This window comes from Bradyrhizobium sp. CCGUVB1N3 (assembly GCF_024199925.1).
Taxonomy (GTDB): domain Bacteria; phylum Pseudomonadota; class Alphaproteobacteria; order Rhizobiales; family Xanthobacteraceae; genus Bradyrhizobium.
Window position 1 is genome coordinate 928,069 of sequence record NZ_JANADR010000001.1, and the last position, 12,870, is coordinate 940,938.

The window sequence follows — 12,870 nt, forward strand, 5'->3', positions numbered from 1 at the left end:
GGCACGCGACCGCGCGCGCTCAATACCGCGTTATGCGCTCCGCGATCAGCGCAGACGGACGATGAAATCCGTGCCTTCGCCGGTCTCGCCCTGGTTGATGCCCTGGTCGGAGACGATGATCGAGCCGCCGGTGGTGAGCATCTCGTTGATCTTCGCCATGGTGTCGGCGGGGATCGAGATGCGGTCGAGCGCCTCGGCCGGACTGTCCGGCGTGATCACGGGCTTTGCGGCGATCGGGATGACGCCGGCCATGCGCTGGCGGCGCGTCATGCGGCTGTCGTCGTCACGCTCCACAGAGCGGACGGCGACGGGCAGCGACACCACAGACCAATGCAGCGCGTTGGCGTCGCTCTTGTCGACTTCCGCGGTGAAGACATGCGTGCCGAGCGGACGGTCGCTGGCTGCGATCGTCACGGGCGCTTCGAACAGCGGCGAAAAGTTCTGCCGCACATAGATCTTGGAATCCTTGCGGCTGATGAACACCGCGATCTGGCCAGCACGCTTCGGTGGCTCCGGCTTTGCGCTTGGGGCCGGCTCGGCGACGCGGGTCTGATCCTTTTTCGCATCGGCGGCGGGCTGCGCCGGCGTCGGTGCCGTCACGGCAACATCGGGCTTCTTGGCCTCGGTCGCTTCGGTCTTTGCGGGTTCAGGCTTGGCGACGTCAACCTTCACAGCTTCGGGCTTGGCTTCGGTGCTGGTCGTCTCGCGCGCAGCAGGCTTGGACGCGTCAGCAGATTTCGCGCCGTCCGTCTTCGCGTCTTCGTTAGGAGCGGCCTTGTCCGCGGGGGCTTCCTCGCGCGCCATCGCGTTGCCGATTGTTGCGTCGGACATCACGGTGTGGCCGACGGTCGAGCGCAGCTCCATCACCGGCTCGGCGCTCGCGCTCTTGACCTCGTTGGTTTTGGTCTCTTCGACCTTGCTCTCAGGAGACTTTGCCTCGGGCGCGCCCTTGTCCGACTTGTCGGCGACGGTCGTCGATGGCTGCTCGAGGCTCGCCGCGGGTTGCGGCGGCACGCGCAGGCTCGCGAGCAGAGGATGCGAGAAGCTGTGCGGCGTCATCTCGCCGGGCGTCACGATCACGCGCGCGCCCATCTTGGTCCAATTCCACATCTTCACGGCGAACGCCATCGGCATGCGGATGCAGCCATGGGAGGCGGGATAGCCGGGGAGGACGCCGGCGTGCATGGCGACACCCGACCAGGTGATGCGCTGCATGAACGGCATCGGTGCGCCGCTATAGATGTTGGAGTGGTGGAATTTGTGCTTCTGGATCACGCTGAACACGCCCATCGGCGTGGGATGGCCCTTCATGCCGGTCGACACCGGCGATTCCGCGAACACGCCGTTCGAATCGTAGACCGTCACTCTCTGCCGGTCGACCGAGATGGCGATGACGAGAGGGCCTTGCGGCTTGGCGCCGGTCTCCTTCTCCGCGATCTCCTTCTTGCCCGGGACAGCGCCGCGCTTGCGCGGCTTCGCACGCTCGATCCGCGGCTGCGGCTGGTGGTAGTAAGAACCGTCGGTATAGTCCGACCAGTAATACATTGCGGCTTCCGCATGGGTCGTGGTGCCAATCGCACCCGCCGCCGTCAAAATGGCGACCCGCCACAACCGCGCCTTTGCGGCAGAAGAACCGGCCCCGTTCACGCTATTCATCGTCGAATCCATCATCCAAATCAGTAGTTAGTCTCGCAGGGGGAATACGCGTTCACCAGCACGGCGGTTCTGCCATCAGGTACAATTTGCCCGAGCCGTAGCAAAAAAGCCTCACGGAGGGGTAAACGGCACCCGCGGGGATGCGCTGGTCGCCTTCCTGATCAGCCCTCGCATCCCTACATTGCGGGGACTTGTCACCGGAGAACTTCATGTCATCTCGTTTCCCCGGTCTTTCCGGCATACGCTTGAAAGGCCTCGCTTTATTCCTCCTGCTCGTGGCCATGCCGGCCAGCTTTGCCCAAGCCGCCGACGAGCCCGATCTGATCTTCCGCCGCTCCACCGTGTTCAAATGGCTGAGCCCGAACGACAAGCTGGCAACTTACGGCCTCGACGATCCCGAAGTCGAGGGCGTGGCCTGTCATTTCACGGTGCCGGAGAAGGGCGGCTTCAAGGGCTGGTTGGGGCTCGCCGAGGAGGTGTCTGACATCTCGCTCGCCTGCCGGCAGGTCGGTCCCATCAAGTTCAAGGACAAGCTGGAGCAGGGCGACGACATGTTCCGCAGGCGCCGCTCGCTGTTCTTCAAGAAGATGCAGATCGTGCGCGGCTGCGATACCAAGCGCAACGTGCTGGTCTACATGGTCTATTCGGACAGGCTGATCGAGGGCTCGCCGAAGAACTCGACCTCGACCGTGCCGATCATGCCGTGGGGGCCGACGGATACCAGCATTCAGAAATGTGGCGACTTCTTCACTCAGTGACGAGACTGCGGCTGACGCGCGGCTTTGCGAGATGCGAGCCGGTCAGCCGCACGAACCCTTGGGGTGCCGCCTCATAGCCGCGATCGGATTGCAGCGCCATCGCGCCGGTGGCGCTGCGCTGCCTGGGTCTCTCGTTGGCGCGGTCCGAACTCTGGTCCGCCTCGCGCGGCATTGCGCGATCTGACGCCATCATGATGGCCATACCTCAACCCTGAGCCTCGGTTTGGTGCCGGGCTTGTTACTGTTCGAAGGCTTCGGTCGTCGCTGGCACGTCCCCGGTTCAGCGGAACTTCGCGCTTCTTTTGCGCTCCTCTTCAGCAGAGAAACGTAAAATGCGTGTGAAGTGTCTGCTTCGGGACAGTGACGCCAGGACGCGCGATGGCTGCGGGAGCGTCGGAGAGGCCGGTGAGACGCAGCCGTCGACACCGGGACGACTTCACTGAAATGATTGGGGTTTTTGACTTAATGTTTCGTCGCATCCGCGCCGACGAAACAATTCTCACGAAGATGAAACCATTTTCCCGTTTTCGCGCATCACGGCGGAAACCGCTCATGGTTATCAACCCCACCAGCGGTAGCGGCGCACAGCCGCGGGGAACTGGAGACTTCACATGCGGGCGCTCAGCTTCATCCTTGCTTTGGGCTTCGTCCTCGCCGGGTCCTCGCTGGCCGGAACGAGCGACAGCGGGTTGCCGGGCGTCGGGACCTTTGCCTATAGCGGCTCGCCGGTTGGGGCCAAGGTGTCTCAGCCGATCGTGATGGCCGCGCGTCTCTGATCGCAAGAAAAAGTCCAGCAAGATCAAGAAAAGCCAATGATGTTTCGCATCTGCGCCGCAGCTTTCCTCGCGTCCCTCGTGACGATCACCGCGGCTCAGGCTCAGGTGCGCTCTCCCAACAGGTTGCCGGATCCGCGCACCGATTTCGTGCGCCAATGCGCGCCGCACATGCTCGGGCGCTGGGCGCATCCGGAGGAAGTCTGCGGTTGCCTGCATGATCATGCCGCCGCCGTGGTTGAGGACCGCGACCTGCGCGAGGCGCTGCTTCGCGGCATCAGCGAGACCGGTGTGCCGACCATCGAGAACGAATGGGTGCCGGTTGCGAAGCAGTCCGAGATCGGACCGACCTTCACCAAGATCGCCAAGCCGACCCTTCAGTGCATGTTCGACCCGGCGAAGTAGCCCGCAAGCTATTTCGACTTCGGTCCAAATCGCGGCACGCAGGTGCGTGTCGGCGTGATGCCGTTTGCGGTCATCTTTGCACCGCGCACTTCCTTGATTTGCCCGGCCGGGCAGGTACCGTCATCGACCATCACGCGCTGGCCAAGCCGCAAGCCGACGATGTCCTGCTCGCGACCAACCGTGTCGGCGCGCGCCAACGATATTGTTGCTACGGCAAACAGCGCGCACACGCACGTCGCGCGAAAATGGGTCATGACGAAAATCCCGGCCTCGATGTGGCGATGTTAGAAAGCCGCGCGCGATTCTCATAGTGAACCTTCGTCACGCGCGCCGCGCCGGCTTGTCGCTACCGCGAAGCGCGGCCAGCGATTGCGTCGCGAGCTTTTCGGCTGACGCCACCAGTTGCGGAACCGAATGGCCGGAAAAGCCGAGGACGAAACCGGGCAGGGGACGGGAGCGCGCATAGGTGTCGGCAAGCAGCCAGCCTTCCGCACCGGCCGCGTGCTTGGCCTGCGCCGCGATGCGCAGATCCACCGACGGCTCGAACCGCGCGACCAGATGCAGGCCCTGCGAGGGCACGGGAACAGACAGCCGGCCGTCGGACGCGGCCTGGAGCGTCTCAGCCAGGGCATCGCGCGCCTCGCGATAGAGTTTTCGCACGCGTTTCAGGTTCGCGGCGAAGGCGCCGGAATTGAGCATGTCCGCGACCGCGCCTTCCATCAGTGTACCGGGAAAGCGGTCGAGCGCGGCGCGCGCCGTCGCGACCGTGCCGATCAAGCGCTCCGGTAGCGCGCAATAGCCAATACGCAGGCCCGGAAACAGTGTCTTGGCAAACGTGCCCATGTAGATCACGCGCTCGAGTCGATCGATGCCGGCAAGCGACATCAGGGGCGCGCCGTCATAGCGGAACTCGCTGTCGTAATCGTCCTCCAGCACGAAGGCGCCGGCCTCCTTCGCCCAGTCGAGAAGCTCGAGCCGCCGCGGCATCGACATCTGCACGCCCAGCGGAAATTGATGCGACGGCGTGACATAGGCCGCGCGCGCCCTTGCTGCCGCCGTGCGGCCCTTGGCAACGCACAGCCCGTGCTCGTCGACCGGCACGGAAACGGCGCGATAGCCGCAATGGAGGATCGTCGCGCGCGCGGTGGGGTAGCCGGGATCCTCGCACCAGATCTGGTCGTTGGTCTTGAGGATCGCGCCGAGCACGATGCGTAAGCCGTGCAGCGTGCCCGACGTCAGCATGATCTGGTCGGGATCGCAGCGCAGGCCGCGCGCCGAGAGCAGATGATCGGCGACCGCCACGCGCAGCTCGCGGCTGCCGCGCGGATCACCGTAGTGCAAATGTTCGCTGCCAAAGGCGCGCATGCGCCGGCCGACAAAGCCGCGGAAGCGTTGCAGCGAGCGCTCGTCGATATGGGTGCAGCCGAGTGCCAGCGTGCCCTGCCGCGGGGCCTCGACTGTGATCTTCGCCTTGCGGGTATCGCTCGCGCGGGCGGGAATTTTTGCGGCGACGAATGTCCCGGAACCGACGGTCGCTTCCGCAAATCCGTCGGCGATCAGCCGCTCATAGGCCGTCACGACGGCATTGCGCCGGAAACCGGTCTGTTTGGCCAGCATTCGCGATGGTGGCAGCGGCTCGCCCGGCTTGACCAGGCCTTCCACGATCGCGTGGCAGAGCGCCTGGTAGAGTCGGTGCGCCGAGGAGGCACTCGCCGTGATGTGCGCTCCCGCGAAATCGAGCGGCAGCTCGGCCTTGCGCGGCGGGGCTTTCGGGGACGGCTTCGAATTGGTTGGAATTTTTCGCATGGAATTGGAACTATCGCAGACCAAATGGGCCGCTACAACTCCGTCCAGAGTCAAATGTCACGACAGGAGTCGCCGTGTCCGACGGTATCGCCACCACGTCCTATCCGGTCTCGTCCCGCAACCAGGTCAAGCGCCGCCATGACCGCGGTTCGTACGATCACGCCACGGTTCACCGCATCCTGGACTCCTCAATGCTGTGCCACGTCTCCTATGCGATCGACGGCCAGCCCTATTGCACGCCGACCTTCTTCTGGCGGGAAGGGACAAAACTTTATTGGCACGGCTCCAGCGCAAGCCGCATGCTGCGCAACCAGTCGGAAGGCCAGAGGGTCTGTCTCACCGTTGCACATCTCGACAGCCTGGTTCTGGCGCGCTGCGGCTTCAATCATTCGGCGGACTATCGCGCGGTGATGGCCTTCGGCACCGCCTACCTCGTCACCGATGCGGACGAGAAGCAGCGCGCGCTGGTCGCCATGGTCGATCGCTTCTTCCCGGATCGCACTGCGGGCCTGCGCCCGAGCAGCACACAGGAGATCAAGGCGACGTCCTTCATCGCGATGGAGATCGAGGAAGCCTCGGCCAAGGTTCGCGCCAAGGGGCTTGCAGATGACGACGAGGACTATGCGCTGCCGATCTATGCGGAGCGGATTCCCGTGCGCACCGTGCTTGGTGCGCCGGAACCTTGCACGCGTCTGCTCGACGGCGTCACGCGGCCGGCGACGCTGAATGGCTATTCGGAAGGCCGACTGCTCGAAGATGCATTGCTGGATGCCTATTTTCAGGAGTACCCGGAGGGCTGAAATCGGCTAGCTTCGCGGCGTTCCTTGGAATGCCTGACGGAGTTGCCAGCATGAATGCCGAAACGCAGCAGAGGATTCTCGACGCCGTCGATGCCGGCTTCGAGGCTCAGCTTGCGACCACACGCGATTTCGTCGCGATCCCCTCGACCCGCGGCGCGGAAGGCCCCTGTCAGGACATGATGGGCGACCTCCTGCGCGCGCGGAGTTATGAGGTCGACGACTGGCACATCAATGTCGACGACTTGAAAGATCTGCGCGGCTTCGGCCCGATCGAGCACGATTTCTCCAAAGCGCGCACGGTGGTCGGCACCTACCGCCCGCAAACGAACGGCGGCAAGTCGCTGATCCTGCAAGGCCATTGCGACGTCGTGCCGGCGGGACCGCTGGAGCTCTGGGATACCCCGCCATTTGCGCCGGTCATCAAGGACGGCAAAATGTATGGCCGCGGCGCCTGCGACATGAAGTCCGGCACCATCGGCGCGCTCTATGCGCTTGATGCGATCAAGGCTGCAGGCCTTCGGCCAACGGCGCGGATCCATTTTCAGTCCGTGATCGAGGAGGAGAGCAGCGGCGTCGGCGCGCTCTCGACGCTCCAGCGCGGCTATCGCGCCGATGCCTGTTTCATTCCGGAGCCGACGGGCGGCAAGATGGTGCGCTCGCAGGTCGGCGTAATCTGGTTCCGCCTGCGCGTGAAGGGCCATCCGACCCATGTGGCGTTTGCCGGCTCCGGCGCCAACGCGATCATGGCGGCCTATCACCTGATCCAGGCCCTGCAAAAGCTCGAGATCGAATGGAATGAGCGCGCGAAGAGCGATCGCTATTTCAAGACGCTCAACCATCCCATCAACTTCAACCCCGGCATCATCAAGGGCGGCGACTGGGCCTCCAGCGTGCCGGCCTGGTGTGACGTCGATTGCCGTATCGCGGTGTTGCCGGGCTGGTCGATCGCCGATCACCAGAAAGAGATTCTTGCTTGTGTAGCGGCCGCAGCGCGAAACCATCGTTTCCTCGCCAACAATCCGCCCGAAGTCGAATGGTCCGGCTTCCTGTCGGAAGGCTATGAGCTGACCAACGCGGCCGCGCCGGAAGCCGCTTTCGGCAAGGCCTTCAACGCCGTCTATGGCGGCGCGGTCGAAGACCTCGTCTTCACCGCGCTCACCGACACCCGCTTCTACGGTCTTAATCACGGCATCCCCAGCCTCTGCTTCGGCCCGAGCGGCGGCGAGATGCACGGCTTCAACGAATATGTCGATCTGGACTCGCTGAAGAAGTCGACCAAGGCGATGGCGCTGTTCATCGCGGAGTGGTGCGGGGTGGAGAAGGCGTAGGCTCCGCCGCCTTTTCGTAGGGTAGGCAAGGGCGCGCCTGCGCCGTGCCGACCATCTTTCCCGGATTGCGACCCAAGTGGTGGGCACGCTTCCGCCTTCGCTCTTCGAGCTACGGCGGACAAGTCGCTTTGCCCACCCTACAGACGCGGCCAAAAGCTTTAAGCTTAAAATAAAGACTAGGACGAACGCCCCGCTGGTGGCAGAGTAGCACCTGTTGTCCGCGAGTCCTCTGGGAGTAACGATGCGCGATTGGGACGATGCCTATGCCAACTCGGCTCACGTGCCGGGATCGGACATATTGCCCGCGCTCTGGGCGGAGCGCGCCGCGGCCTATCGCGCGGGGCTCAGGGCATTTCGTCCGGACATCGCCTATGGCTCAGGCGAGCGCCAACGCCTCGACCTGGTTCTGCCGGATGGCGACAGCAAAGGTCTCGTCGTCTTCGTGCACGGCGGCTACTGGATGCGCTTCGACAAATCGTCATGGACCGACCTTGCCGAAGGCGCGCGCCACCACGGCTGGGCCGTCGCGCTGCCGAGCTACACGCTGACGCCCGCCGCGCGGATCTCCGACATCACGGCCGAGATCGCCGCCGCCATCGCCGCCGCGGCCGCGCTCGTCTCCGGGCCGATCCGGCTCGCCGGCCATTCCGCCGGCGGTCATCTCGTCACGCGCATGCTGTGCGACGACAGCCGGCTTGAGCCTGCCATCTACAATCGCATCGCCGCGACGCTTTCGATCAGCGGTCTGCATGATCTGCGCCCTCTCTTGAGGACGAAAATGAATGCGACGCTCGGAATGTCGCTGGAGGAGGCGACGCTCGAAAGCGCAGCGCTGCATCTGCCGCGCGGGCACGCGCCGCTCACGGCCTGGGTCGGCGGCGCCGAGCGGCCCGAATTCGTCCGCCAGGCCGAGCTGATGGCGAACGTCTGGACCGGCTTTGACGTGCCGACACGTCTGGTGGTCGAGCCCGGCTACAACCATTTCTCTGTCGTCGACGGGCTCAAGGATCCCTCGTCAAAAATCAACGCGAGCCTGGTCGGCCTGGACTGACGGAGATCGATCGGAGAGCGGATGTCATGACCAGCAACGACTACGATCCCACCGCCGAGGGCGCCGAGACCGACTTCGCCCGGCGCATGTCCTATGGCGACTATCTCCAGCTCGATGCGATCCTCGGCGCGCAGCATCCGCTGTCGGACGCGCATGACGAGATGCTGTTCATCATCCAGCACCAGACCTCCGAGCTCTGGATGCGCCTCGCCATTCACGAGCTCAGTGCCGCCCGCCGCGCCATCGCGCAGGACGAAGTCTCGCCGGCGATGAAAATGCTCGCGCGTGTCTCCCGCATCTTCGAGCAGCTCAACAGTGCCTGGGACGTGCTGCGCACGATGACGCCGAGCGAGTACACGCGTTTCCGCTCCAAGCTCGGGCAATCCTCGGGCTTCCAGTCGAGCCAGTACCGCCTGATCGAATATCTCCTCGGCAACCGCAATCACGCGATGCTCAAGCCCCATGCGCATGACGTCGAGGTCACGCGGCTTTTGGAGGGGGAGCTGGCGACGCCGAGTCTCTACGACGAGGTGCTGCGCCTCGCCGATCGCAAGGGGCTCGCGATGCCGCCTGCTGTCCTGGCGCGTGACGTCAGCGAGACGCACAACCTGAACGAGGGCGTGCTTCAGGCCTGGCGCCGGGTCTACGAGGCGCCGGAGACGCATTGGATGCTCTACGAGCTCGCCGAAAAACTCGTCGACTTCGAGGACTATTTCCGCCGCTGGCGCTTCAACCACGTGACCACCGTCGAGCGCGTCATCGGTTTCAAGCGCGGCACCGGCGGCACCGGCGGGGTCAGCTATCTCAAGCGCATGCTGGAGGTCGAGCTGTTCCCCGAACTCTGGCGCGTGCGCACGATCCTCTGAGCAAGTCCTGCCTCTGAGCAAGTCCTGCCTTTGAACAAGTCCTGCCTTTGAGCAAGCCATGACCAAGACCCGACTTCGCGTCTACGAGGACACCAGGGCGCTCTTCCATCTGCCCGAGGGCGTGATCTATCTCGACGGCAATTCGCTCGGCGCGCTGCCGCTTGGTGTTGCCGAAAAGGTCGACCGCGTGATCCGGCAGGAATGGGGCGATGAGCTCATTCGCGCCTGGAACACGGCGGGCTGGTACGTGCAGCCGCGCAACGTCGGCAATCGCGTCGGCAGGCTGATCGGCGCGGAGGCGGGCTCGGTGATGATGGGCGATACACTCTCGCTCAAGGCCTACCAGGCGCTCGCTGCTGCGCTCGATATGAGTCCTGATCGCAAGGTCGTGCTCTCCGACACCGGCAATTTTCCGACCGATCTCTACATGGCCGAAGGCCTGATCGCGACGCTCGGGCGAGGGCACCAGTTGCGCCTCGCGGCGCCGGAAGCGGTCGAGGCCGCGCTGTCGGAGGAGATTGCGGTGCTCTACCTCACGGAGGTCGACTACCGCACCGGTCGCCGCCATGACATGGCGGAGCTCACTGCAAAAGCGCATACGCTGGGCATCGTGACCGTCTGGGATCTCGCGCATTCGGCCGGTGCGCTGCCGGTCGATCTCGCCGGCGTCGGCGCCGACTTCGCTGCTGGGTGCACCTACAAATATCTCAACGGCGGTCCAGGCGCGCCGGCTTTCCTTTATGTCGCGCCGCGTCACGCCGATCAGGCACGGGCCGCGCTCTCCGGCTGGATGGGCCACGCAAAGCCGTTCGCCTTCGATCTCGGCTACGCGCCCGCGGGCGGCGTGGAACGCATGCGCGTCGGCACGCCGCCGGTGCTCGCGATGGCCGCACTGGAGGCTTCACTCGACATCTGGGACCGCGTCGATCTTGGGGAAGTGCGAGCCCGATCGCTCGCGCTCGGCGATCTCCTCATCGCTGAGGTCGAGCGCCGCTGCCCGCATCTCAGGCTGGTCACGCCGCGCGCGCACGAGATGCGCGGCTCGCAGGTCTCCTTCGCCTTCCAAGGTGGCTACGCCGCCATGCAGGCGCTGATCGCGCGCGGCGTGATTGGCGACTTCCGCGCCCCCGACATCATGCGTTTCGGCCTGACGCCGCTGTATATCGGGGAGAGCGAGGTGATGAAGGCGGCGGAGATCATCGAGGAGGTGATATCAGGCGAAATCTGGCGCCGGCCGGAATACCAGGTCGTGAATGCGGTGACGTAGCTCGCAATGGCGAGCATTGTGGCAGGCGCTCACCACACTCTAGCGTCATCGCCCGCCTTGTGCGCAATTGCGCACTGGAGCGGGTGATCCAGTATTCCAGAGACCGTGATGGAATACGGAGAAGCCGCGGCGTACTGGATGCCCCGCCTTCGCGGGGCACGACAGCGGTAGTAGCTCAACCCGCTTTCCGCGCCTTCGCACCCGCCGCGGCCGGCGCCTTCTTCTTCGCCTTGCCCTGATTGTAGTCGATCGCCGCGCGCACGAGTTCTTTCAGCGCCCGCGCATTGATCTTGTGACCCTCCAGGAAATCGATCGCGCGGCGTTCGTTGCCTTCGAGGCCGGCGTTGAAGAGTTTGTCGGGATCGGCAAGGCGGGCGCCGTACATGAAGGTCAGCTTCACCTTGCCCTTGTGGGCATTGGCGACCGCGATGATGCCGTCGCGCTCCCACACCGGGCTGCCCATCCACTTCCATTCCTCGACGATCTCGCTATCGGCCTCGAGGATGGTCTTGCGCAGGTTCGCAAACGTCTTGCCGCGCCAGTCGGTGATCCCGGCGATCAGCTGGTCGATTTTTTCCGATGGAGTCATTTGAGATCCTGTGCTCCGAAATCCGGTCCTGTTCTATGTCAGGCGAGCGATCGCCGTCAGCCACTGCGCCATTTGGTGGCATAGGGCAGGGCGAACAGATAGAGGCCGGAGAGCAGAAGCAGGATGAGCGGGAACAGCGCCATGAGGCCGATCCAGATCGCCTGCTGCTCCAGTCCCATCGCGAGGACATTGATCATGACGGCGACCGTGAAGCCAATCGACAGCCAGCGGTGAACCTGCCGAATCCACATGTTCCAGTTCAATGAAACCTCCTATCCTACAGTGCGACGGCGGCGTCAGTCTGCCTGCGGCAGAACCTCTTCCAGCTTCGCCAAAAACTGCTTCCATCCAGCATGTGCGCCGCCATAGGCCTGCTTCTGGTCCGGGCGGAATCCCACCTGCTCGACGCGGAGCAGAGTTCCGCCCCGCGTCGGTGTGAGGGTGAAGGTCACCACGCTCTCCAGATTGTAGGCCGCATCCTGATGCGCAAAGTTCCAGGTGTAGGCGAGCGCCTTGTTCGGTTCGATCGTGAGGACCTCGCAGTCGAGCACGCCGCCCCACTCGCCGGTGAGGTTGAAACGGTGGCCCACCACCGGCACAAAATCGTTCTTCATCAGCCACTCCGAAATCAAATGCGGCTGCGTCAGAGCGCGCCAAAGCTTCTCGGGCGGATGTGCGAACTCACGCTCGACGACGACGGAACGGGTCTCGGTCTTGTTCATTGGTCCATCCTCTTGAGAAGATCTTCGAGGTCGTCGAACCGGCTTTGCCAGAAGCCGGTCATCTTGCTGGTCCAGTCGATCAGCGGAGCGAGCGCGCGAAGCTGCGCGCTGTAATGCGTTTGGCGGCCCTCGTGGCGGTCGCGCACGAGGCCCGCCTGTTTCAACGCCATGAGATGCTTCGAGACGGCCGGTTGCGACACGCCAGCCCGCGCGGTCAACGCGCCAACGGTCTGCTCGCCGTGGCGGCACAGTCGCTCGAAGATTGCCCGCCGGGTTGGATCGGCAAGGGTCCGGAACAGCACATCGTGGGTGTTGGCCATGCGAGATTTATAACTCATTGGTTATGAGTTGTCGTATAACCCAATAGTTATGAATGCGTCAAGCGGGGGATGCGGTTCACGTCGCTTGCGCCAGGACGGAACGGCTCCTGTTTGAATCAATTGAAGCCAGGCGCGACAGCTCCGGTCCCATCTCCGCTCGTACCGGATGGTTGGGCTGCATGTTTCCGCATGGGTTGTAAGTTGACTCGCTCAACATGCCGGCGCTGACTCAAGTCCCAAGGCATCGCTGCCGCGGGACGAGCAGACGTGCCGGCAGGAGGGCGGAAATGTCTGACGTGCGCAAGCCCGGTGGTATCTTCATTGTCTTTGTGTTGGTCGTCGCAATCGGCGTCAGCCTTGTTACTTCGCCGCCTGCGCGGGCCCAGCAGGGGTCCGCGATCCTGTTTCAAAGCGTCCGCATCTTCGACGGCCGGAACAGTGCGCTCTCGGCGCCATCCAACGTGCTCATCCGCAACGGCAAGATCTACAAGAACGCGCTGACCGGCGATAAGACGAAATAACCAGCACG

At 64.0% G+C, this 12,870-nt stretch carries 17 protein-coding genes; 9 read left to right on the forward strand and 8 right to left on the reverse strand.

The features are described from left to right. Positions 1 to 45 precede the first annotated feature (45 nt). A complete protein-coding gene (locus NLM33_RS04280; protein WP_254094895.1) occupies positions 46 to 1,656 on the reverse strand; it encodes a L,D-transpeptidase family protein in 1,611 nt (536 codons plus the stop codon). Positions 1,657 to 1,865: 209 nt separating this feature from the next. On the opposite strand from NLM33_RS04280, the gene NLM33_RS04285 reads away from it, so the two are divergent. Further along, a complete protein-coding gene (locus NLM33_RS04285; protein WP_254094896.1) occupies positions 1,866 to 2,414 on the forward strand; it encodes a CreA family protein in 549 nt (182 codons plus the stop codon). Here NLM33_RS04285 and NLM33_RS04290 read toward each other — a convergent pair. Further along, the gene (locus tag NLM33_RS04290; protein WP_371929898.1) at positions 2,404 to 2,616 is read right to left on the reverse strand and encodes a hypothetical protein; all 213 of its coding nucleotides are present in this window, start codon (positions 2,614 to 2,616) and stop codon (positions 2,404 to 2,406) included. The genes NLM33_RS04285 and NLM33_RS04290 overlap by 11 nt on opposite strands. Before the next feature lie 409 nt (positions 2,617 to 3,025). Between NLM33_RS04290 and NLM33_RS04295 the strand changes: the two genes are divergently transcribed. Together NLM33_RS04295 and NLM33_RS04300 are read left to right on the forward strand one after the other, a co-directional pair. Further along, positions 3,026 to 3,190 carry a hypothetical protein gene (locus tag NLM33_RS04295; RefSeq protein ID WP_254094897.1) on the forward strand — a complete coding sequence of 55 codons (165 nt, stop codon included), beginning with the start codon at positions 3,026 to 3,028 and terminating at the stop codon, positions 3,188 to 3,190. A 36-nt stretch (positions 3,191 to 3,226) separates the two neighbouring features. After that, positions 3,227 to 3,592, forward strand: coding sequence for a hypothetical protein (locus tag NLM33_RS04300; protein ID WP_254094898.1), 366 nt, complete (start codon positions 3,227 to 3,229; stop codon positions 3,590 to 3,592). 8 nt (positions 3,593 to 3,600) lie between these two features. Here the strand turns inward: NLM33_RS04300 and NLM33_RS04305 are convergent, their stop codons facing one another. Both NLM33_RS04305 and NLM33_RS04310 read right to left on the reverse strand, forming a co-directional pair. After that, positions 3,601 to 3,846, reverse strand: coding sequence for a DUF6719 family protein (locus NLM33_RS04305; RefSeq protein ID WP_254094899.1), 246 nt, complete (start codon positions 3,844 to 3,846; stop codon positions 3,601 to 3,603). Positions 3,847 to 3,913: 67 nt separating this feature from the next. Beyond that, positions 3,914 to 5,398, reverse strand: a complete 1,485-nt coding sequence (locus NLM33_RS04310) for a PLP-dependent aminotransferase family protein (protein WP_254094900.1) — start codon at positions 5,396 to 5,398, stop codon at positions 3,914 to 3,916. A gap of 74 nt (positions 5,399 to 5,472) precedes the next feature. Here NLM33_RS04310 and NLM33_RS04315 point away from each other — a divergent pair, with 74 nt between their 5' ends. The 5 genes from NLM33_RS04315 to kynU all read left to right on the forward strand — a co-directional run bounded on the left by NLM33_RS04315 (position 5,473) and on the right by kynU (position 10,710). Then, entirely contained in the window at positions 5,473 to 6,198 is a 726-nt protein-coding gene (locus NLM33_RS04315; protein WP_254094901.1) for a pyridoxamine 5'-phosphate oxidase family protein, read from the forward strand. A 50-nt stretch (positions 6,199 to 6,248) separates the two neighbouring features. After that, the gene (locus NLM33_RS04320; protein ID WP_254094902.1) at positions 6,249 to 7,526 is read left to right on the forward strand and encodes an ArgE/DapE family deacylase; all 1,278 of its coding nucleotides are present in this window, start codon (positions 6,249 to 6,251) and stop codon (positions 7,524 to 7,526) included. A 241-nt stretch (positions 7,527 to 7,767) separates the two neighbouring features. Then, positions 7,768 to 8,577, forward strand: coding sequence for an alpha/beta hydrolase (locus NLM33_RS04325; protein WP_254094903.1), 810 nt, complete (start codon positions 7,768 to 7,770; stop codon positions 8,575 to 8,577). A gap of 26 nt (positions 8,578 to 8,603) precedes the next feature. Next, the gene (kynA, locus tag NLM33_RS04330) at positions 8,604 to 9,443 is read left to right on the forward strand and encodes a tryptophan 2,3-dioxygenase (RefSeq protein ID WP_254094904.1); all 840 of its coding nucleotides are present in this window, start codon (positions 8,604 to 8,606) and stop codon (positions 9,441 to 9,443) included. Positions 9,444 to 9,501: 58 nt separating this feature from the next. After that, complete coding sequence (gene kynU / locus NLM33_RS04335) at positions 9,502 to 10,710, forward strand: kynureninase (RefSeq protein ID WP_254094905.1); 1,209 nt, start codon at positions 9,502 to 9,504, stop codon at positions 10,708 to 10,710. Positions 10,711 to 10,885: 175 nt separating this feature from the next. Here kynU and NLM33_RS04340 read toward each other — a convergent pair whose 3' ends face one another. Genes NLM33_RS04340 through NLM33_RS04355 form a run of 4 tightly spaced genes read right to left on the reverse strand, consistent with a single transcriptional unit; the run spans position 10,886 to position 12,341 of the window. Continuing rightward, complete coding sequence (locus tag NLM33_RS04340) at positions 10,886 to 11,299, reverse strand: DUF1801 domain-containing protein (RefSeq protein WP_254094906.1); 414 nt, start codon at positions 11,297 to 11,299, stop codon at positions 10,886 to 10,888. Between the two features lie 56 nt (positions 11,300 to 11,355). Continuing rightward, positions 11,356 to 11,562 (reverse strand): hypothetical protein, encoded by a 207-nt coding sequence (locus NLM33_RS04345; RefSeq protein ID WP_254094907.1) that lies wholly within the window; start codon positions 11,560 to 11,562, stop codon positions 11,356 to 11,358. Between the two features lie 33 nt (positions 11,563 to 11,595). Continuing rightward, entirely contained in the window at positions 11,596 to 12,021 is a 426-nt protein-coding gene (locus NLM33_RS04350; protein WP_254094908.1) for an SRPBCC domain-containing protein, read from the reverse strand. Continuing rightward, a complete protein-coding gene (locus NLM33_RS04355) occupies positions 12,018 to 12,341 on the reverse strand; it encodes a helix-turn-helix transcriptional regulator (protein WP_027523917.1) in 324 nt (107 codons plus the stop codon). The genes NLM33_RS04350 and NLM33_RS04355 overlap by 4 nt, the downstream gene beginning before the upstream one ends. A 287-nt stretch (positions 12,342 to 12,628) precedes the next feature. On the opposite strand from NLM33_RS04355, the gene NLM33_RS04360 reads away from it, so the two are divergent. Next, positions 12,629 to 12,862, forward strand: coding sequence for a hypothetical protein (locus NLM33_RS04360; protein WP_254094909.1), 234 nt, complete (start codon positions 12,629 to 12,631; stop codon positions 12,860 to 12,862). The last annotated feature ends 8 nt before the right edge of the window (positions 12,863 to 12,870 follow it).

Coding starts and splice junctions, on each gene's coding strand:
- NLM33_RS04280 (WP_254094895.1), bottom strand. CDS start 1,656: ATGAATAGCGTGAACGGGGCCGGTTCTTCTGCCGCAAAGGCGCGGTTG.
- NLM33_RS04285 (WP_254094896.1), top strand. CDS start 1,866: ATGTCATCTCGTTTCCCCGGTCTTTCCGGCATACGCTTGAAAGGCCTC.
- NLM33_RS04290 (WP_371929898.1), bottom strand. CDS start 2,616: ATGGCCATCATGATGGCGTCAGATCGCGCAATGCCGCGCGAGGCGGAC.
- NLM33_RS04295 (WP_254094897.1), top strand. CDS start 3,026: ATGCGGGCGCTCAGCTTCATCCTTGCTTTGGGCTTCGTCCTCGCCGGG.
- NLM33_RS04300 (WP_254094898.1), top strand. CDS start 3,227: ATGATGTTTCGCATCTGCGCCGCAGCTTTCCTCGCGTCCCTCGTGACG.
- NLM33_RS04305 (WP_254094899.1), bottom strand. CDS start 3,846: ATGACCCATTTTCGCGCGACGTGCGTGTGCGCGCTGTTTGCCGTAGCA.
- NLM33_RS04310 (WP_254094900.1), bottom strand. CDS start 5,398: ATGCGAAAAATTCCAACCAATTCGAAGCCGTCCCCGAAAGCCCCGCCG.
- NLM33_RS04320 (WP_254094902.1), top strand. CDS start 6,249: ATGAATGCCGAAACGCAGCAGAGGATTCTCGACGCCGTCGATGCCGGC.
- NLM33_RS04325 (WP_254094903.1), top strand. CDS start 7,768: ATGCGCGATTGGGACGATGCCTATGCCAACTCGGCTCACGTGCCGGGA.
- kynA (WP_254094904.1), top strand. CDS start 8,604: ATGACCAGCAACGACTACGATCCCACCGCCGAGGGCGCCGAGACCGAC.
- kynU (WP_254094905.1), top strand. CDS start 9,502: ATGACCAAGACCCGACTTCGCGTCTACGAGGACACCAGGGCGCTCTTC.
- NLM33_RS04340 (WP_254094906.1), bottom strand. CDS start 11,299: ATGACTCCATCGGAAAAAATCGACCAGCTGATCGCCGGGATCACCGAC.
- NLM33_RS04350 (WP_254094908.1), bottom strand. CDS start 12,021: ATGAACAAGACCGAGACCCGTTCCGTCGTCGTCGAGCGTGAGTTCGCA.
- NLM33_RS04355 (WP_027523917.1), bottom strand. CDS start 12,341: ATGGCCAACACCCACGATGTGCTGTTCCGGACCCTTGCCGATCCAACC.
- NLM33_RS04360 (WP_254094909.1), top strand. CDS start 12,629: ATGTCTGACGTGCGCAAGCCCGGTGGTATCTTCATTGTCTTTGTGTTG.